The following is a 13,244-nucleotide window of genomic DNA, read 5'->3' as shown; positions in this document are numbered from 1 at the left end:
GCTCTCTTCCTCAGCGGCTCACGCCGCTTCCTTCTGTTCCGACTCTTCAGCCGGGAACGGGAAACCGAACAGGCGCAGCAGCTCGCGCGCTTCCTCGTCGGTCTTCGCGGTGGTGGTGACGATGATATCCATGCCACGTACCTTGTCGATCTTGTCGTAGCTGATCTCCGGGAAGATGATCTGCTCCTTCAGGCCCATGGCGTAGTTGCCACGGCCGTCGAACGACTTGGGATTGAGGCCACGGAAGTCGCGGATGCGGGGCATCGCGATCGTCACGAGACGGTCGAGGAACTCGTACATGCGCTCGCGACGGAGCGTCACCTTGCAGCCGATCGGCATGCCTTCACGCAGCTTGAACTGCGCGATCGACTTGCGGGCCTTGGTGATGACGGGCTTCTGGCCGGCGATGGCTTCCATCTCGGCAGCGGCGGTCTGGACCTTCTTCTTGTCCTGGCTCGCCTCGCCGACGCCCATGTTGAGCGTGATCTTCTCGATCTTGGGAACTTCCATCACGTTCTTGTAACCGAACTTCTCGGTCATAGCCTTCGCGATTTCGGCGTCGTACTTCGAGCGCAGACGCGGAGTGTACTGCTCAGCCATCGATCGTCTCCCCGGACTTCACGGCCACGCGGACCTTCTTGCCGTCCTTGGTTTCAAAGCGCACGCGGGTGGGCTTGCCGTCCTTGTCCGCCACGGCGACCTTGCTGATCGCCATCGGCGCGGCAACGCGGTCGATGCCGCCCTGCGGGTTCGCCTGGGTCGGCTTGCGGTGCTTGGTGGCGACGTTCACGCCCTCGACCACGACCTTGCCGTCCTTGGGAAGGACCTGGAGCACGGTGCCGGTGCGGCCCTTGTCCTTGCCGGACAGGACGACGACGGCATCACCCTTCTTGATCTTCGCGGCAGCCATTACAGCACCTCCGGAGCGAGCGAGATGATCTTCATGAAACCCTTGCCGCGCAGCTCGCGCACGACGGGGCCGAAGATACGGGTGCCGATCGGCTCCTCGTTCTTGTTGATCAGCACGGCGGCGTTGCCGTCGAAGCGGATGACGCTGCCATCGGCACGACGTACGTCCTTGCGGGTACGCACGATCACGGCGCGATGCACGTCGCCCTTCTTGACGCGGGCACGGGGCTGCGCTTCCTTCACCGACACCACGATGATGTCGCCGACGCCTGCGAACCGACGCTTCGAGCCACCCAGCACCTTGATGCACTGGACGCGCTTCGCGCCGCTGTTGTCCGCCACGTCGAGATTGGATTGCATCTGGATCATCGATCCGGGTCCTTCTCATCTGGCTTGCCGGAACCAGTCCGGCAGTTCCTAAAAATACAGGCCCCCGAAGAGGCCCGAGTCGCCCTGCGCGGGCGAAGGCGGCCCTTTGCCGCATTCACCCGCGAAGGTCAACACTCGTGTCAGGCAAGGCCAGAGCCGGAGACATCAGCCCCCGGCCCCGATCTCGACCGGGGTCTCAGACCTCGGCCTCGAACGCCGTACCCTTGCTCGCCTGAAGACGGTCAAGAACCTTCCAGGTCTTGGTCTTCGAGTAGGGAGCGGTCTCCTCGATCCGGACACGCTCGCCGGTCTTGAAGACGTTTTCCTCGTCGTGAGCGTGGTACTTCTTCGAGCGGCGGATGATCTTCCCGTAGAGGGGGTGCTTCACCTTGCGCTCGACGAGCACGGTCACGGTCTTGTCCGTCTTGTCGGAGACGACGGTCCCGGTCAGAATACGCTTGGGCATCGTTGCTTCTCCTTACGCCTTCGCCGCGGCGGAACGCTCGGCCTGGAGCGTCTTGATGCGGGCGATGTCGCGACGGACTTCCTTGATACGTGCCGGGGCCTCGAGCTGGCTCGTGGCGGCCTGGAAACGCAGGTTGAACTGCTCGCGCTTCAGATCGACCAGATCAGCGGTGAGCTGGTCGTCGGTCTTGGCGCGAAGGTCCTCGATCTTGTTTGCCATGATGGACTTCCTTACTCGGCGCCAAGGTGCGAGGTGTCGCCGAGACGGGCAACGACCTTGGTCTTGATCGGCAGCTTCATCGCAGCGCGGCTGAAGGCCTCGGCCGCGAGCGGACCGGCAACGCCGTCGAGCTCGAACAGGATGCGGCCGGGCTTAACGCGGGCCGCCCAGTATTCGACCGAACCCTTGCCCTTGCCCTGACGGACTTCTGCAGGCTTCTTCGAAACCGGCACGTCGGGGAAGACGCGGATCCAGAGGCGGCCCTGGCGCTTGATGTGACGCGTGATCGCGCGGCGAGCCGCTTCGATCTGGCGGGCGGTGATCCGCTCGGGCTCCATGGCCTTGAGGCCATACGAGCCGAAGTTCAGGTCGGTGCCACCCTTGGCATCGCCCTTGATCCGGCCCTTGAAGGCCTTGCGGAACTTGGTCTTTTTCGGTTGCAGCATGGTGCTTCTCTATCCTGGGCTCAACGGGCCGGACGGACGCCGGAGGTCTGAGCCTCCATCATCAGTCGGTCCTGCGCCGTCGGGTCGTGGCCCAGGATCTCACCCTTGAAGACCCAGACCTTGATGCCGATGATGCCGTACGCGGTCAGCGCCTCGGCTTCAGCGTAGTCGATGTTCGCACGCAGCGTGTGAAGCGGCACGCGGCCTTCACGGTACTGCTCGACGCGGGCGATCTCGGCGCCGCCGAGACGACCGCCGCACATGATCTTGATGCCCTCGGCGCCAAGACGGATGGCGGACTGCATCGCGCGCTTCATCGCACGGCGGAACGCCACGCGGCGGATCAGCTGGTCCGCGATGCCCTGGGCGATGAGCTTGGCGTCGACTTCCGGCTTGCGGATCTCGACGATGTTCAGCTTCACCTCGCTCGAGGTCATCGACGACAGCTGCTTGCGCAGCTTCTCGATGTCCGCACCCTTCTTGCCGATGATCACACCGGGACGGGCCGCGTAGATCGAGATGCGGCACAGCTTGGCCGGACGCTCGATGACGACCTTGGAGATCGCAGCCTGCGGCAGGCTCTCCATGATCGACTTGCGGATCTTGAGGTCTTCCTCAAGCAGCTTGCCGTAGTCCCGGCCTTCCGCGAACCAGCGGCTGTCCCAGGTACGGTTGATCTGCAGGCGCAGACCGATCGGATTGCTCTTATGACCCATGGATCAGGCCTCCTCGACTTCGCGAACGACGATCCGCAGGCGCGAAAACGGCTTGAGGATGCGGGTGGACTTGCCGCGGCCACGAGCGTGGAAACGCTTCATGGTGATCGACTTGCCGACCGACGCCTCGGCGACGACGAGAGCGTCGACGTCGAGGTTGTGGTTGTTCTCCGCGTTGGCGATCGCCGAGGCGAGCACCTTGCGGGCATCCACGGCCATCGCCTTGGTCGAGAACGCGAGGATGTTCATCGCGTCTTCGGCGCGGCGGCCACGGATCAGGGCAGCGACCAGGTTGAGCTTCTGGGCCGAACCACGAATGTTCGTGTTGACCGCGAGAGCCTCCTTGTCACCTACGCGACGGGGTGCTGCTGGCTTGCTCACTTGCGCTTGCCCTTCTTGTCGGCGGCATGACCCGGGAACGAGCGGGTGGGAGCGAACTCACCCAGCTTGTGACCGACCATGTCCTCGTTGACCGCAACGGGGATGAACTTGTGCCCGTTGTAGACCTGGAAGGTCAGACCAACGAACTGCGGGAGAATGGTGGAGCGACGCGACCAGGTCTTGATCGGACCAGCGCGGCTGCCGGCATCCTGCGCGACTTCGGCCTTCTTGAGAAGGTAGAGGTCGACGAAGGGGCCTTTCCAGACGGAACGTGCCATCGTGACTTACCTCTTCTTCTTGGCGTGACGCGAACGGATGATGAGCTTGTCCGTCTGCTTGTTGTTGCGGGTGCGCGCACCCTTGGTCGGCTTGCCCCACGGAGTGACCGGGTGACGGCCGCCCGAGGTACGGCCTTCACCACCGCCGTGCGGGTGGTCGACCGGGTTCTTGGCGACACCGCGGGTCAGCGGACGACGGCCCAGCCAGCGCTTGCGGCCGGCCTTCGCGAGGGTCTGGTTCGAGTTGTCGGGGTTCGAGACCGCGCCAACCGTGCCCATGCAGTCACCACGCAGGTAGCGCTGCTCGCCCGAGTTCAGACGAACGATGACCATGCCGCGGTCGCGGCCGACGACCTGCACGTAGGTGCCTGCCGAACGCGCGATCTGGCCGCCCTTGCCGGGCTTCATCTCGACGTTGTGGCAGATCGTGCCGACCGGCATCTGCGCGAGCAACATGGCGTTGCCCGGCTTCACGTCGGTCTTCTCGCCTGCGACGATCACGTCGCCGACGGCCAGACGCTGCGGCGCGATGATGTAGGTCAGCTCGCCGTCGGTGTACTTCACCAGAGCAATGAAGGCCGTGCGATTGGGATCGTACTCGATCCGCTCGACGGTCGCTTCCATGTCCCACTTACGACGCTTGAAGTCGATGAAGCGGTACTTCTGCTTGTGACCGCCGGCGATGCCGCGCGAGGTCACATGACCCTTGTTGTTACGGCCGCCGGTCTTGCTCTTGCCTTCGGTCAGCGCCTTGACGGGCTTGCCCTTCCAGAGCGACGACTTGTCGACGAGGACCAGGCCACGGCGTGCCGGGCTGGTCGGGTTGTAGTTCTTGAGTGCCATCGGAATTAACCCCGCACGCCTTCGGTGACGTCGATCGACTGGCCTTCGGCCAGCGTGACAATCGCCTTCTTCACGTCGCTGCGACGGTAAGCCTTACCGCGCCAGCGCTTGGTCTTGCCCTTGGTCACGAGCGTGTTCACGCCGGTCACCTTGACATCGAAGAGCGCCTCGACGGCGGCCTTGATCTCGGGCTTGGTCGCCTTGTCGGCAACCTTGAAGACGACTGCATTGTGCTCCGAAAGGAGAGTCGACTTCTCGGTGATGTGCGGCGACAGGATCACGTCGTAATGACGGATGTCCACGGTCTTAGCCATTGAAACGCGCCTCCAGCTTCTCGACAGCGGCGCGCGTCAGCACCAGCGTATCATGCTTCAGGATGTCGTAGACATTGGCGCCGACAGCAGGAAGCACGTTGACGCCGATGATGTTGCGGGCCGCGAGCGCGAAGCCCTCGTTGACCTGCTCACCGTCCATGACGAGAACCTTCTTGCCGAAGTTCGCCTTGGCGAGCTGACCGGCAAGCGCCTTGGTCTTGGCATCGGCGACGTCAAGCGAGTCGACGATCACGAGACCGTTCTGGGCCTTGGCCGAGAGAGCCATCTTCAGACCGAGTGCGCGGATCTTCTTGTTCAGCGAGACGTTGAACTCGCGGCGACGGGCACCGTGAGCCTTACCACCGCCGATGAAGACCGGAGCTGCGCGGTCGCCGTGGCGAGCCGTGCCGCCGCCCTTCTGGCGACCGAACTTCTTGCCCGTGCGGGCAACTTCCGAACGCTCGCGGGTCGCACGGGCGATGCCGCGACGGTTCTCGAGCTGCCAGGTGACGACGCGGTGCAGGATGTCCGCGCGCGGCTCGAGGCCGAACACGTCGTCCGAAAGCTCGATGTCGCCGTTGCCGGCCGAACCATCGATGTTGAGGACCTGAACCTTCACGACTTAGCCCTCCTGGCCTTCGGTCGCCTCGGGAGCCGCCACGTCTGCGGGGGTCTCGGCAGCGGCCGGTTCATTGGTGTTGGCAGCAGCCTTGAGCCCTGCCGGGTACGGAGCCTCGGCGTGACGGTCGACCTTGACGGCGTCCGAAACGGTGAGCCAGGCGTTCTTCGAGCCCGGGACCGAGCCCTTCACGAAGATCAGGCCACGCTCGTCGTCCACGCGGACGACTTCGAGGTTCTGCTGGGTGCGCTGGCGGTCGCCCATGTGGCCGGCCATCTTCTTGTTCTTGAAGACCTTGCCCGGATCCTGGCGGTTACCCGTCGAACCGTGTGCACGGTGCGAGATCGAGACGCCGTGAGTGGCGCGCATACCGCCGAAGCCCCAGCGCTTCATCGCGCCCTGGAAGCCCTTGCCCTGCGTGTGGCCGCCCACGTCGACCAGCTGGCCGGGCACGAAGTGCGAGGCTGCGATCGTGGCGCCAACCTCGAGGAGGGCGTCGTCGGCGACGCGGAATTCCGCGACGCGCATCTTGAGGGGAACCTGAGCCTTGGCGAAGTGCTCGCGCTGCGGCTTGGCGACGTTCTTCTGCTTGGCTTCGCCTGCACCGAGCTGAACCGCGACGTAACCGTCACGATCTGCGGTGCGAACCGAAACCACCTGGCAATCCTCCAGGGCCAGGACAGTGACGGGCACATGGCGACCGTCCTCCTGGAACAGGCGGGTCATCCCGACTTTCTTTGCGATCACGCCGGTACGCATGACCTTACTCCTTACAGAGGCGTACGCAGGACCTTCCCCGCACGCATGTCCAACCCTGTGTGTGATACGTACCCCGTCCGGGTCAGGTGTCCCCTGCGAACCCACATGGGCCGCGGAAACGAGACGGGGGACGCATTCCCGGCATTTCCCGTAGGCCATGCCGAAGGTATCCCTTGTGTCCCCTCCGGTTTCCCTTCGGGGCGCTGTCTCTGCGGGTTTCTCCCCGCAAAGCCGGCTTTAGGAGCCGACAAGAAAAAGCCTCGATCGTTTAAGGTCCGATCGGAAAGGACCAGCGGGGCGACCTTCTCAGGCCACCCCTGAAACCGGCTCAGGCCAGCTTGATCTCGACGTTCACGCCGGCCGCGAGGTCCAGCTTCATCAGAGCGTCGACGGTAGCGGCGTTCGGCTGCACGATGTCAAGCAGGCGCTTGTAGGTGCGGACTTCGAACTGCTCACGCGACTTCTTGTCGATGTGCGGACCACGGTTGACCGTGAACTTCTCGATCTTCGTCGGCAGAGGAATGGGGCCCCGGATCAGAGCGCCGGTGCGGCGGGCCGTGTCGGCGATTTCGCCAGTGGCCTGGTCGAGCACGCGATGGTCGAACGCCTTCAGGCGGATACGGATGTTCTGAGCTTCCATTACCTACTACCGATGAGAAAGAGCCAAAGGACCGAAGTCCCGTCAAATTCGAGCCGCGCCCCTACACCGTGCCAACGAGTCGGGCAAGGGGTAGTTTCAGGAAAACTGCGGCACCGCTCATTAAACGCGAAAGGCCCGGGCTCCTGGAGGAGCCCGGGCCGATCACTTTCAGCCGAAGCCGACGATCAGCGAATTACTTCGTGATCGTGGCAACAACGCCCGAACCGACGGTGCGGCCGCCTTCGCGGATTGCGAAGCGCAGACCTTCGTCCATGGCAATCGGAGCGATCAGCTTGACCGAGATGGTCACGTTGTCGCCCGGCATCACCATCTCGGTGCCCTCGGGAAGGATCACTTCGCCGGTCACGTCGGTGGTGCGGAAGTAGAACTGCGGACGGTAGTTCGCGAAGAACGGCGTGTGACGGCCACCCTCGTCCTTCGACAGGACGTAGACTTCTGCCGAGAACTCGGTGTGCGGGGTCACGGTGCCCGGCTTGGCGAGAACCTGGCCACGCTCGACGTCGTCGCGCTTCAGGCCGCGGACCAGCGCGCCGATGTTGTCGCCTGCTTCACCCTGGTCGAGCAGCTTGCGGAACATTTCGACGCCGGTGACGGTGGTCTTCTGCGTGTCGCGGATACCGACGACTTCCACTTCCTCGCCGACCTTGACGATACCGGTCTCGACGCGGCCGGTGACGACCGTACCACGACCCGAGATCGAGAACACGTCCTCGACGGGCATCAGGAAGGGCTTGTCGGTCGGGCGCGGGGGCTGCGGGATGAAGTCGTCGACGGCCTTCATCAGAGCGAGGATCGATTCCTTGCCGATGTTGTCGTCGCGACCTTCGAGAGCGGCCAGAGCCGAACCCTTGACGATCGGAATGTTGTCGCCGTCGAAGTCGTACGACGAGAGCAGCTCGCGCACTTCCAGTTCGACGAGCTCGAGGAGCTCCTCGTCATCGACCTGGTCGACCTTGTTCATGTACACGACCAGAGCCGGAACGCCGACCTGGCGAGCCAGCAGGATGTGCTCGCGGGTCTGCGGCATCGGGCCGTCAGCAGCGTTCACGACCAGGATCGCGCCGTCCATCTGGGCAGCACCGGTGATCATGTTCTTCACGTAGTCGGCGTGGCCCGGGCAGTCGACGTGCGCGTAGTGACGTGCGTCGGTCTCGTACTCGACGTGCGCGGTCGAGATGGTGATGCCGCGCTCGCGCTCTTCGGGAGCCTTGTCGATGTTGGCGAAGTCAACGGCTTCACCGCCGAACGCCTCGGCCATCACCTTGGTGATCGCGGCGGTCAGGGTGGTCTTGCCGTGGTCGACGTGACCGATGGTGCCGATGTTGCAGTGCGGCTTGTTCCGCTCAAATTTAGCCTTGGCCATCTTTCAAACCTTCTTTCGTCTTGATTTCGAATCTGCGGGTATCGGAGCGGAGCCCGCGGATGCAGGCGCCGCCCCTAGAACCAATCCTGCCGTCAGGCAAGCTTCTCCTTGACTTCCGCGGCGACGTTGGCCGGAACCTCGTCGTAGTGCGAGAAGATCATGGTGTACTGCGCACGACCCTGGGTGAACGAACGCAGCGTGTTCACGTAGCCGAACATGTTCGCGAGCGGCACATTGGCCTCCACGACCTGCGCGTTGCCACGGCTGTCGGTGCCCTGGATCTGGCCACGACGCGAGTTGAGGTCGCCGATGACGTCGCCCATGAACTCTTCCGGGGTCACGACCTCGACCTTCATGATCGGCTCGAGCAGCTTAATGCCTGCCTTCTGCGCCACTTCGCGCATCGCACCGCGGCCGGCGATTTCGAACGCCAGGGCGGACGAGTCGACGTCGTGGTACGAACCGTCATACAGGGTGATGTCGAAGTCGATGATCGGAAAGCCGACGAGCGAGCCCGAGGCTGCCGTCTCACGCATGCCCTTCTCGATCGCGGGGATATATTCCTTCGGAATGTTACCGCCCTTGATCTCGTCCTTGAAGGTGATGCCCGAACCGCGCTCACCCGGCGTGACCTTGACCTTCACGCGGCCGAACTGACCCGTACCGCCCGACTGCTTCTTGTGGGTGTAGTCGATGTCGACCGGCTTGCCCAGGTACTCGCGGTAAGCCACCTGCGGCGCACCGACGTTGGCCTCAACCTTGAACTCGCGGCGCATGCGATCGACAATGATGTCGAGGTGAAGCTCGCCCATGCCCTTGATGATGGTCTGGCCCGACTCGTGGTCGGTGGTGACGCGGAACGAGGGATCCTCGGCCGAGAGACGATTGAGCGCAACGCCCATCTTCTCCTGGTCGGCCTTAGTCTTCGGTTCGACCGAGAGCTCGATGACCGGCTCGGGGAACTCCATGCGCTCGAGCACGATCGGCGCCTTTTCAGCGCAGAGCGTGTCGCCCGTGGTGGTTTCCTTCATGCCGGCCAGCGCGACGATGTCGCCGGCGTAAGCCTCTTCGATGTCCTTGCGGTCGTTGGCGTGCATCTCGAGGATGCGGCCGACCTTCTCCTTCTTGCCCTTCACCGAGTTCAGGTACGAACCCTTGGAAAGGGTACCCGAATAGATGCGGCAGAAGGTGAGCGAGCCCACGAACGGGTCGTTCATGACCTTGAAGGCAAGCGCCGAGAACGGTGCGCTGTCTTCCGGCGGACGGCTGTCGGGCTCGTCGGAATCGACCTTGACACCCTGGACGTCTTCGATGTCGAGCGGCGAAGGCAGGTAATCGACGACGGCGTCGAGCAAGGGCTGCACGCCCTTGTTCTTAAACGCCGAGCCGCAGACGACCGGAACGAAGGCGTGGCCCAGCGTGCCCTTGCGGATCAGCGCCTTGAGGGTGTCGACGTCGGGCTCGTTGCCTTCGAGGTACGCTTCCATCGCCTCGTCGTCCTGCTCGACGGCGAGCTCGATGAGCTTGGTGCGGTACTCGGCGGCTTCGTCAGCCAGATCGGCCGGGATTTCCTCGTAAAAGAACTCGGCGCCCAGCGACTCGTCCTTCCAGACGATCGCGCGGTTGTGGACGAGGTCGACCAGGCCCTTCAGGTCGGCTTCGAGGCCGATCGGGATGTAGAGCACGGCAGGCGTCGCACCGAGGCGGTCGATGATCGACTGCACGCAGTACTTGAAGTTCGCGCCGGTGCGGTCGAGCTTGTTGATGAAGCACATGCGCGGCACGCCGTACTTGTCGGCCTGACGCCACACGGTTTCCGACTGCGGCTCAACGCCGGCAACGCCGTCGAAGCATGCAACCGCACCGTCGAGCACGCGCAGCGAACGCTCGACTTCGATGGTGAAGTCGACGTGCCCGGGGGTGTCGATGATGTTGATGCGGTATTCCTGGCCCTCGGAAGTCCAGAAGCAGGTGGTCGCTGCCGAGGTGATGGTGATGCCGCGTTCCTGCTCCTGCTCCATCCAGTCCATGGTCGCAGCGCCGTCGTGCACTTCGCCGATCTTGTAGGACTTGCCGGTGTAGTAGAGGATGCGCTCGGTCGTCGTGGTCTTGCCAGCGTCGATGTGCGCCATAATACCGATGTTGCGGTACATATTCAGCGGATGGCTGCGTGCCATGGGAGAATCCTTAGCGAGGGTTTCGGGAGCGGAAAGCGGCCTTCAGATAAGACCTTGCCCCCTGAAATAAAAGTGTGACGCCCGGATGACCAGTTCACCCGGGCGCAACACCGTGCATTACCAGCGGTAGTGCGAGAAGGCGCGGTTCGCGTCCGCCATGCGGTGCGTGTCTTCGCGCTTCTTGACCGCGTTGCCGCGGTTGTTGGCGGCATCGAGCAGCTCGCCCGAGAGGCGCGCGGCCATGGTGGTCTCGGGACGGTTGCGCGCCGCGCCGATCAGCCAGCGGATGGCGAGAGCCTGCGAGCGCTCGGGACGCACTTCCACGGGGACCTGGTAGGTCGCACCGCCGACACGGCGCGAGCGCACTTCGATCTGCGGCTTCACGTTGTTCAGCGCGTCGTGGAACAGCTGGACCGGATCGGTCTTAGCGCGGGCTTCCATGGTTTCCATGGCGCCGTAGACGATCGCTTCGGCGACCGACTTCTTGCCGTCGTACATGAGGTTGTTCATGAACTTCGACAGGATGAGATCTCCGAACTTGGGATCGGGCAGGATTTCCCGCTTCTCGGGACGACGACGACGTGACATCGTTGGTATTCCTTGTTCTTTCGGCCGGGCGCCTGGCGCTCACCGTCCGGTAAATCCGTATCGCGCGGCGTTCTTCACGCCGCCAGCGACTTACTTCGGACGCTTGGCGCCGTATTTCGAGCGGCTCTGCTTGCGATCCTTGACGCCCTGCGTGTCGAGCACGCCGCGAAGGATGTGGTAGCGAACGCCGGGAAGGTCGCGGACGCGGCCGCCGCGGATGAGCACGACCGAGTGCTCCTGCAGGTTGTGGCCTTCACCCGGGATGTACGAGATGACTTCGCGGCTGTTGGTCAGGCGCACCTTGGCGACCTTGCGGAGAGCCGAGTTCGGCTTCTTCGGGGTCGTGGTGTACACGCGGGTGCAGACGCCGCGCTTCTGCGGGTTCTGCTCCATCGCAGGGACCTTCGACTTGGCCTTCTGCGGCTCGCGACCCTTGCGGATCAGCTGGTTGATAGTGGGCATCTATACTCTTCTTTCAAATGGGAGTGCGATGGATGCGCGCCGAACGAGATCGACGCGGACCGATCGCACCCCGGCTTTGGATACCGGGCCCGGCCATGCCTGCGAAAGGAAGAGTGTGAAGAAGGGTCACGCCGGAGGAGCGAAGGAATGCGCGAACCGCGATCACCGGCAAGGACCGGGACCGCCAGGGTCCTGCGCGAGCCATTCGAAGGCCGCAGGCGTGAGCCGAAAAACACTCCACCCGGCGCAAGGCGCAACCGGATTACTCTGCCACCCGACCGCCCTTCCCCGAATCGGAGGAAGGAACCTGTCCCGCAAGACCGACAGCGGCGAAACCGCTGCAAACCCTGATAAAACCGCCGGAATGGCAATGTTCAGCTCTATGTCGTCCACCGCGAGCAGACCCGCGAGGGATGCGCGCCTGTAGGGGATTGGCGGGGCTGGGTCAAGGATTGAGGCGCGTTGGCAGCTTTGCGCCCAACTCGGTCATTTGAAGCAGCAAGTGCCGATCCTGAAAGCTGCCGCGGGCGCTGATTAGCCTCTGTGGCGCTCGGCCAGGTATCCAAATGGCGCTTCGGGGCGGCACGATCCAAAGACCGCCATCCACCTCGCAACTGGTCGCGACATTCAGCTACAAGGTCGATCTATAACTCATCGTCGGTACAGCACATACCGTATTTAGCGGATTGAGAATCCTGCCAAATTGTATCTCGCGGGGCAGCGGGCGACCCGCACAGACCTTCGACTTCGCTAAAAACCGCGTCATAATGGCACATTATCTCCACTGGTGATAAGCGATCTTGCGGCATTCTCGGTTGGCCTCTAGCTAGGTTTGGCGATGGTAGCTCACACTGAACCCGTCAGAAGCTGGGGCGAGAACAAGCCCTGTGAGAGGATTGTCCTCTCAACCATGACCTGTGTCTCGAGGGGGGGGGCGGCGAGCCGCGCCCGTCCGGGACCGGACGCGGCATGCCCGAGGTAAAAGCGCTCCGGAACATAGCTCCTACCTGTGCCGACGGGCGCCGATCAGTTGGATCGGTGTGGCCGAACAAGGAGCGCCAAATGAGCAACAAAGACCCTCGCACGCAGCGGCACCAGCCGCCCGCCCCATCAAAATGGCTCCTTCTTGCGAAGGTAGTTATCGCGGTTGGCCGGGTGGTTTCCTTTCTGGCGCTTTTATCAAAGCATCACGAATAGGCGGTGACCTCGGGACAGCCCGCGTACCTGAGAGAAATGATATGACGAAACGACCTACAATTAATGAAGCACTGCGATTGCTTCGTTTGTATTGTCGGTACTCGCAAGCTGAGATGGCTGCTAAGCTCGGGGTTGCACAATCCTTGGTTTCGGACATCGAGAACGCCAACAAGTCCGTAAGTATGGACCTTTTGGCGGCTTACAGCGAGGCAATGGACATTAAAATGTCTCAACTTCTCTTCTTTGCCGAAGAGATAGAAGGACAACCCATTGCACGGAGAGGACAGCTAATCATAGCTGAGAAGGTTTTGCAGCTTCTAGAAAACCTTCGTCCGGCTGAACGTGACAAAGCCTAACAGCGCGTTGACGAAGTCGGTGTGATCTGATTCAGCCTGGATACGGAAAGAAGGCGGTCAGCGACGATGGCGATGCGACGTGATGGTGATGTGCAGGCGGATCTGATCGTGTCGTGGTCAG

19 protein-coding genes are annotated in these 13,244 nt (G+C 62.9%); 1 reads left to right on the top strand and 18 read right to left on the bottom strand.

Annotated features, from left to right (window positions below; genetic code table 11):
* Nucleotides 1-18: 18 nt before the first annotated feature.
* From rplE to rpsL, 18 genes are all read right to left on the bottom strand, one after another.
* Nucleotides 19-600: a 50S ribosomal protein L5 gene (gene rplE, locus GR702_RS14300; RefSeq protein ID WP_160986581.1), complete on the bottom strand. Its 582-nt coding sequence runs from the start codon at nt 598-600 to the stop codon at nt 19-21.
* A complete protein-coding gene (gene rplX, locus GR702_RS14295; RefSeq protein WP_160986580.1) occupies nt 593-910 on the bottom strand; it encodes a 50S ribosomal protein L24 in 318 nt (105 codons plus the stop codon). The genes rplE and rplX overlap by 8 nt, the downstream gene beginning before the upstream one ends.
* A complete protein-coding gene (gene rplN / locus GR702_RS14290) occupies nt 910-1,278 on the bottom strand; it encodes a 50S ribosomal protein L14 (RefSeq protein WP_132386851.1) in 369 nt (122 codons plus the stop codon). The genes rplX and rplN overlap by 1 nt, the downstream gene beginning before the upstream one ends.
* Before the next feature lie 196 nt (nt 1,279-1,474).
* Nucleotides 1,475-1,744, bottom strand: coding sequence for a 30S ribosomal protein S17 (gene rpsQ, locus GR702_RS14285; RefSeq protein WP_160986579.1), 270 nt, complete (start codon nt 1,742-1,744; stop codon nt 1,475-1,477).
* Nucleotides 1,745-1,756: 12 nt separating this feature from the next.
* Nucleotides 1,757-1,963: a 50S ribosomal protein L29 gene (rpmC, locus tag GR702_RS14280; RefSeq protein ID WP_160986578.1), complete on the bottom strand. Its 207-nt coding sequence runs from the start codon at nt 1,961-1,963 to the stop codon at nt 1,757-1,759.
* A gap of 11 nt (nt 1,964-1,974) precedes the next feature.
* Complete coding sequence (rplP, locus tag GR702_RS14275; protein WP_160986577.1) at nt 1,975-2,409, bottom strand: 50S ribosomal protein L16; 435 nt, start codon at nt 2,407-2,409, stop codon at nt 1,975-1,977.
* A gap of 20 nt (nt 2,410-2,429) precedes the next feature.
* Nucleotides 2,430-3,125, bottom strand: coding sequence for a 30S ribosomal protein S3 (gene rpsC / locus GR702_RS14270; protein ID WP_160986576.1), 696 nt, complete (start codon nt 3,123-3,125; stop codon nt 2,430-2,432).
* A gap of 3 nt (nt 3,126-3,128) precedes the next feature.
* Nucleotides 3,129-3,506 carry a 50S ribosomal protein L22 gene (gene rplV / locus GR702_RS14265; RefSeq protein WP_160986575.1) on the bottom strand — a complete coding sequence of 126 codons (378 nt, stop codon included), beginning with the start codon at nt 3,504-3,506 and terminating at the stop codon, nt 3,129-3,131.
* Nucleotides 3,503-3,784 (bottom strand): 30S ribosomal protein S19, encoded by a 282-nt coding sequence (gene rpsS, locus GR702_RS14260; RefSeq protein ID WP_008828234.1) that lies wholly within the window; start codon nt 3,782-3,784, stop codon nt 3,503-3,505. The genes rplV and rpsS overlap by 4 nt, the downstream gene beginning before the upstream one ends.
* A 6-nt stretch (nt 3,785-3,790) precedes the next feature.
* Nucleotides 3,791-4,627 carry a 50S ribosomal protein L2 gene (gene rplB, locus GR702_RS14255; RefSeq protein WP_160986574.1) on the bottom strand — a complete coding sequence of 279 codons (837 nt, stop codon included), beginning with the start codon at nt 4,625-4,627 and terminating at the stop codon, nt 3,791-3,793.
* 5 nt (nt 4,628-4,632) lie between these two features.
* On the bottom strand, nt 4,633-4,941 hold the full coding sequence (locus tag GR702_RS14250) for a 50S ribosomal protein L23 (RefSeq protein ID WP_160986573.1): 309 nt from the start codon (nt 4,939-4,941) through the stop codon (nt 4,633-4,635).
* On the bottom strand, nt 4,934-5,560 hold the full coding sequence (rplD, locus tag GR702_RS14245; RefSeq protein WP_160986572.1) for a 50S ribosomal protein L4: 627 nt from the start codon (nt 5,558-5,560) through the stop codon (nt 4,934-4,936). The genes GR702_RS14250 and rplD overlap by 8 nt, the downstream gene beginning before the upstream one ends.
* Before the next feature lie 3 nt (nt 5,561-5,563).
* Nucleotides 5,564-6,319, bottom strand: a complete 756-nt coding sequence (gene rplC, locus GR702_RS14240) for a 50S ribosomal protein L3 (RefSeq protein WP_160986571.1) — start codon at nt 6,317-6,319, stop codon at nt 5,564-5,566.
* Between the two features lie 328 nt (nt 6,320-6,647).
* Nucleotides 6,648-6,959, bottom strand: coding sequence for a 30S ribosomal protein S10 (rpsJ, locus tag GR702_RS14235; protein ID WP_007011873.1), 312 nt, complete (start codon nt 6,957-6,959; stop codon nt 6,648-6,650).
* Between the two features lie 193 nt (nt 6,960-7,152).
* A complete protein-coding gene (gene tuf / locus GR702_RS14230; RefSeq protein ID WP_160986570.1) occupies nt 7,153-8,343 on the bottom strand; it encodes an elongation factor Tu in 1,191 nt (396 codons plus the stop codon).
* A gap of 92 nt (nt 8,344-8,435) precedes the next feature.
* On the bottom strand, nt 8,436-10,520 hold the full coding sequence (fusA, locus tag GR702_RS14225) for an elongation factor G (protein WP_160986569.1): 2,085 nt from the start codon (nt 10,518-10,520) through the stop codon (nt 8,436-8,438).
* A 117-nt stretch (nt 10,521-10,637) separates the two neighbouring features.
* On the bottom strand, nt 10,638-11,108 hold the full coding sequence (gene rpsG / locus GR702_RS14220) for a 30S ribosomal protein S7 (RefSeq protein ID WP_160986568.1): 471 nt from the start codon (nt 11,106-11,108) through the stop codon (nt 10,638-10,640).
* Between the two features lie 90 nt (nt 11,109-11,198).
* Complete coding sequence (gene rpsL, locus GR702_RS14215) at nt 11,199-11,570, bottom strand: 30S ribosomal protein S12 (RefSeq protein WP_007682177.1); 372 nt, start codon at nt 11,568-11,570, stop codon at nt 11,199-11,201.
* A gap of 1,040 nt (nt 11,571-12,610) precedes the next feature.
* Here rpsL and GR702_RS22685 point away from each other — a divergent pair.
* Nucleotides 12,611-13,123 (top strand): helix-turn-helix domain-containing protein, encoded by a 513-nt coding sequence (locus GR702_RS22685; protein WP_337192611.1) that lies wholly within the window; start codon nt 12,611-12,613, stop codon nt 13,121-13,123.
* Nucleotides 13,124-13,244 lie beyond the last annotated feature (121 nt).

The organism is Novosphingobium silvae (assembly GCF_009856825.1).
Taxonomy (GTDB): Bacteria; Pseudomonadota; Alphaproteobacteria; order Sphingomonadales; family Sphingomonadaceae; genus Novosphingobium; species Novosphingobium silvae.
Note: the sequence above shows the minus strand (reverse complement) of the source record. Positions and strands in the feature narration are given on the sequence as shown.

Coding starts and splice junctions, on each gene's coding strand:
- rplE (WP_160986581.1), bottom strand. CDS start 600: ATGGCTGAGCAGTACACTCCGCGTCTGCGCTCGAAGTACGACGCCGAA.
- rplX (WP_160986580.1), bottom strand. CDS start 910: ATGGCTGCCGCGAAGATCAAGAAGGGTGATGCCGTCGTCGTCCTGTCC.
- rplN (WP_132386851.1), bottom strand. CDS start 1,278: ATGATCCAGATGCAATCCAATCTCGACGTGGCGGACAACAGCGGCGCG.
- rpsQ (WP_160986579.1), bottom strand. CDS start 1,744: ATGCCCAAGCGTATTCTGACCGGGACCGTCGTCTCCGACAAGACGGAC.
- rpmC (WP_160986578.1), bottom strand. CDS start 1,963: ATGGCAAACAAGATCGAGGACCTTCGCGCCAAGACCGACGACCAGCTC.
- rplP (WP_160986577.1), bottom strand. CDS start 2,409: ATGCTGCAACCGAAAAAGACCAAGTTCCGCAAGGCCTTCAAGGGCCGG.
- rpsC (WP_160986576.1), bottom strand. CDS start 3,125: ATGGGTCATAAGAGCAATCCGATCGGTCTGCGCCTGCAGATCAACCGT.
- rpsS (WP_008828234.1), bottom strand. CDS start 3,784: ATGGCACGTTCCGTCTGGAAAGGCCCCTTCGTCGACCTCTACCTTCTC.
- rplB (WP_160986574.1), bottom strand. CDS start 4,627: ATGGCACTCAAGAACTACAACCCGACCAGCCCGGCACGCCGTGGCCTG.
- GR702_RS14250 (WP_160986573.1), bottom strand. CDS start 4,941: ATGGCTAAGACCGTGGACATCCGTCATTACGACGTGATCCTGTCGCCG.
- rplC (WP_160986571.1), bottom strand. CDS start 6,319: ATGCGTACCGGCGTGATCGCAAAGAAAGTCGGGATGACCCGCCTGTTC.
- rpsJ (WP_007011873.1), bottom strand. CDS start 6,959: ATGGAAGCTCAGAACATCCGTATCCGCCTGAAGGCGTTCGACCATCGC.
- tuf (WP_160986570.1), bottom strand. CDS start 8,343: ATGGCCAAGGCTAAATTTGAGCGGAACAAGCCGCACTGCAACATCGGC.
- fusA (WP_160986569.1), bottom strand. CDS start 10,520: ATGGCACGCAGCCATCCGCTGAATATGTACCGCAACATCGGTATTATG.
- rpsG (WP_160986568.1), bottom strand. CDS start 11,108: ATGTCACGTCGTCGTCGTCCCGAGAAGCGGGAAATCCTGCCCGATCCC.
- rpsL (WP_007682177.1), bottom strand. CDS start 11,570: ATGCCCACTATCAACCAGCTGATCCGCAAGGGTCGCGAGCCGCAGAAG.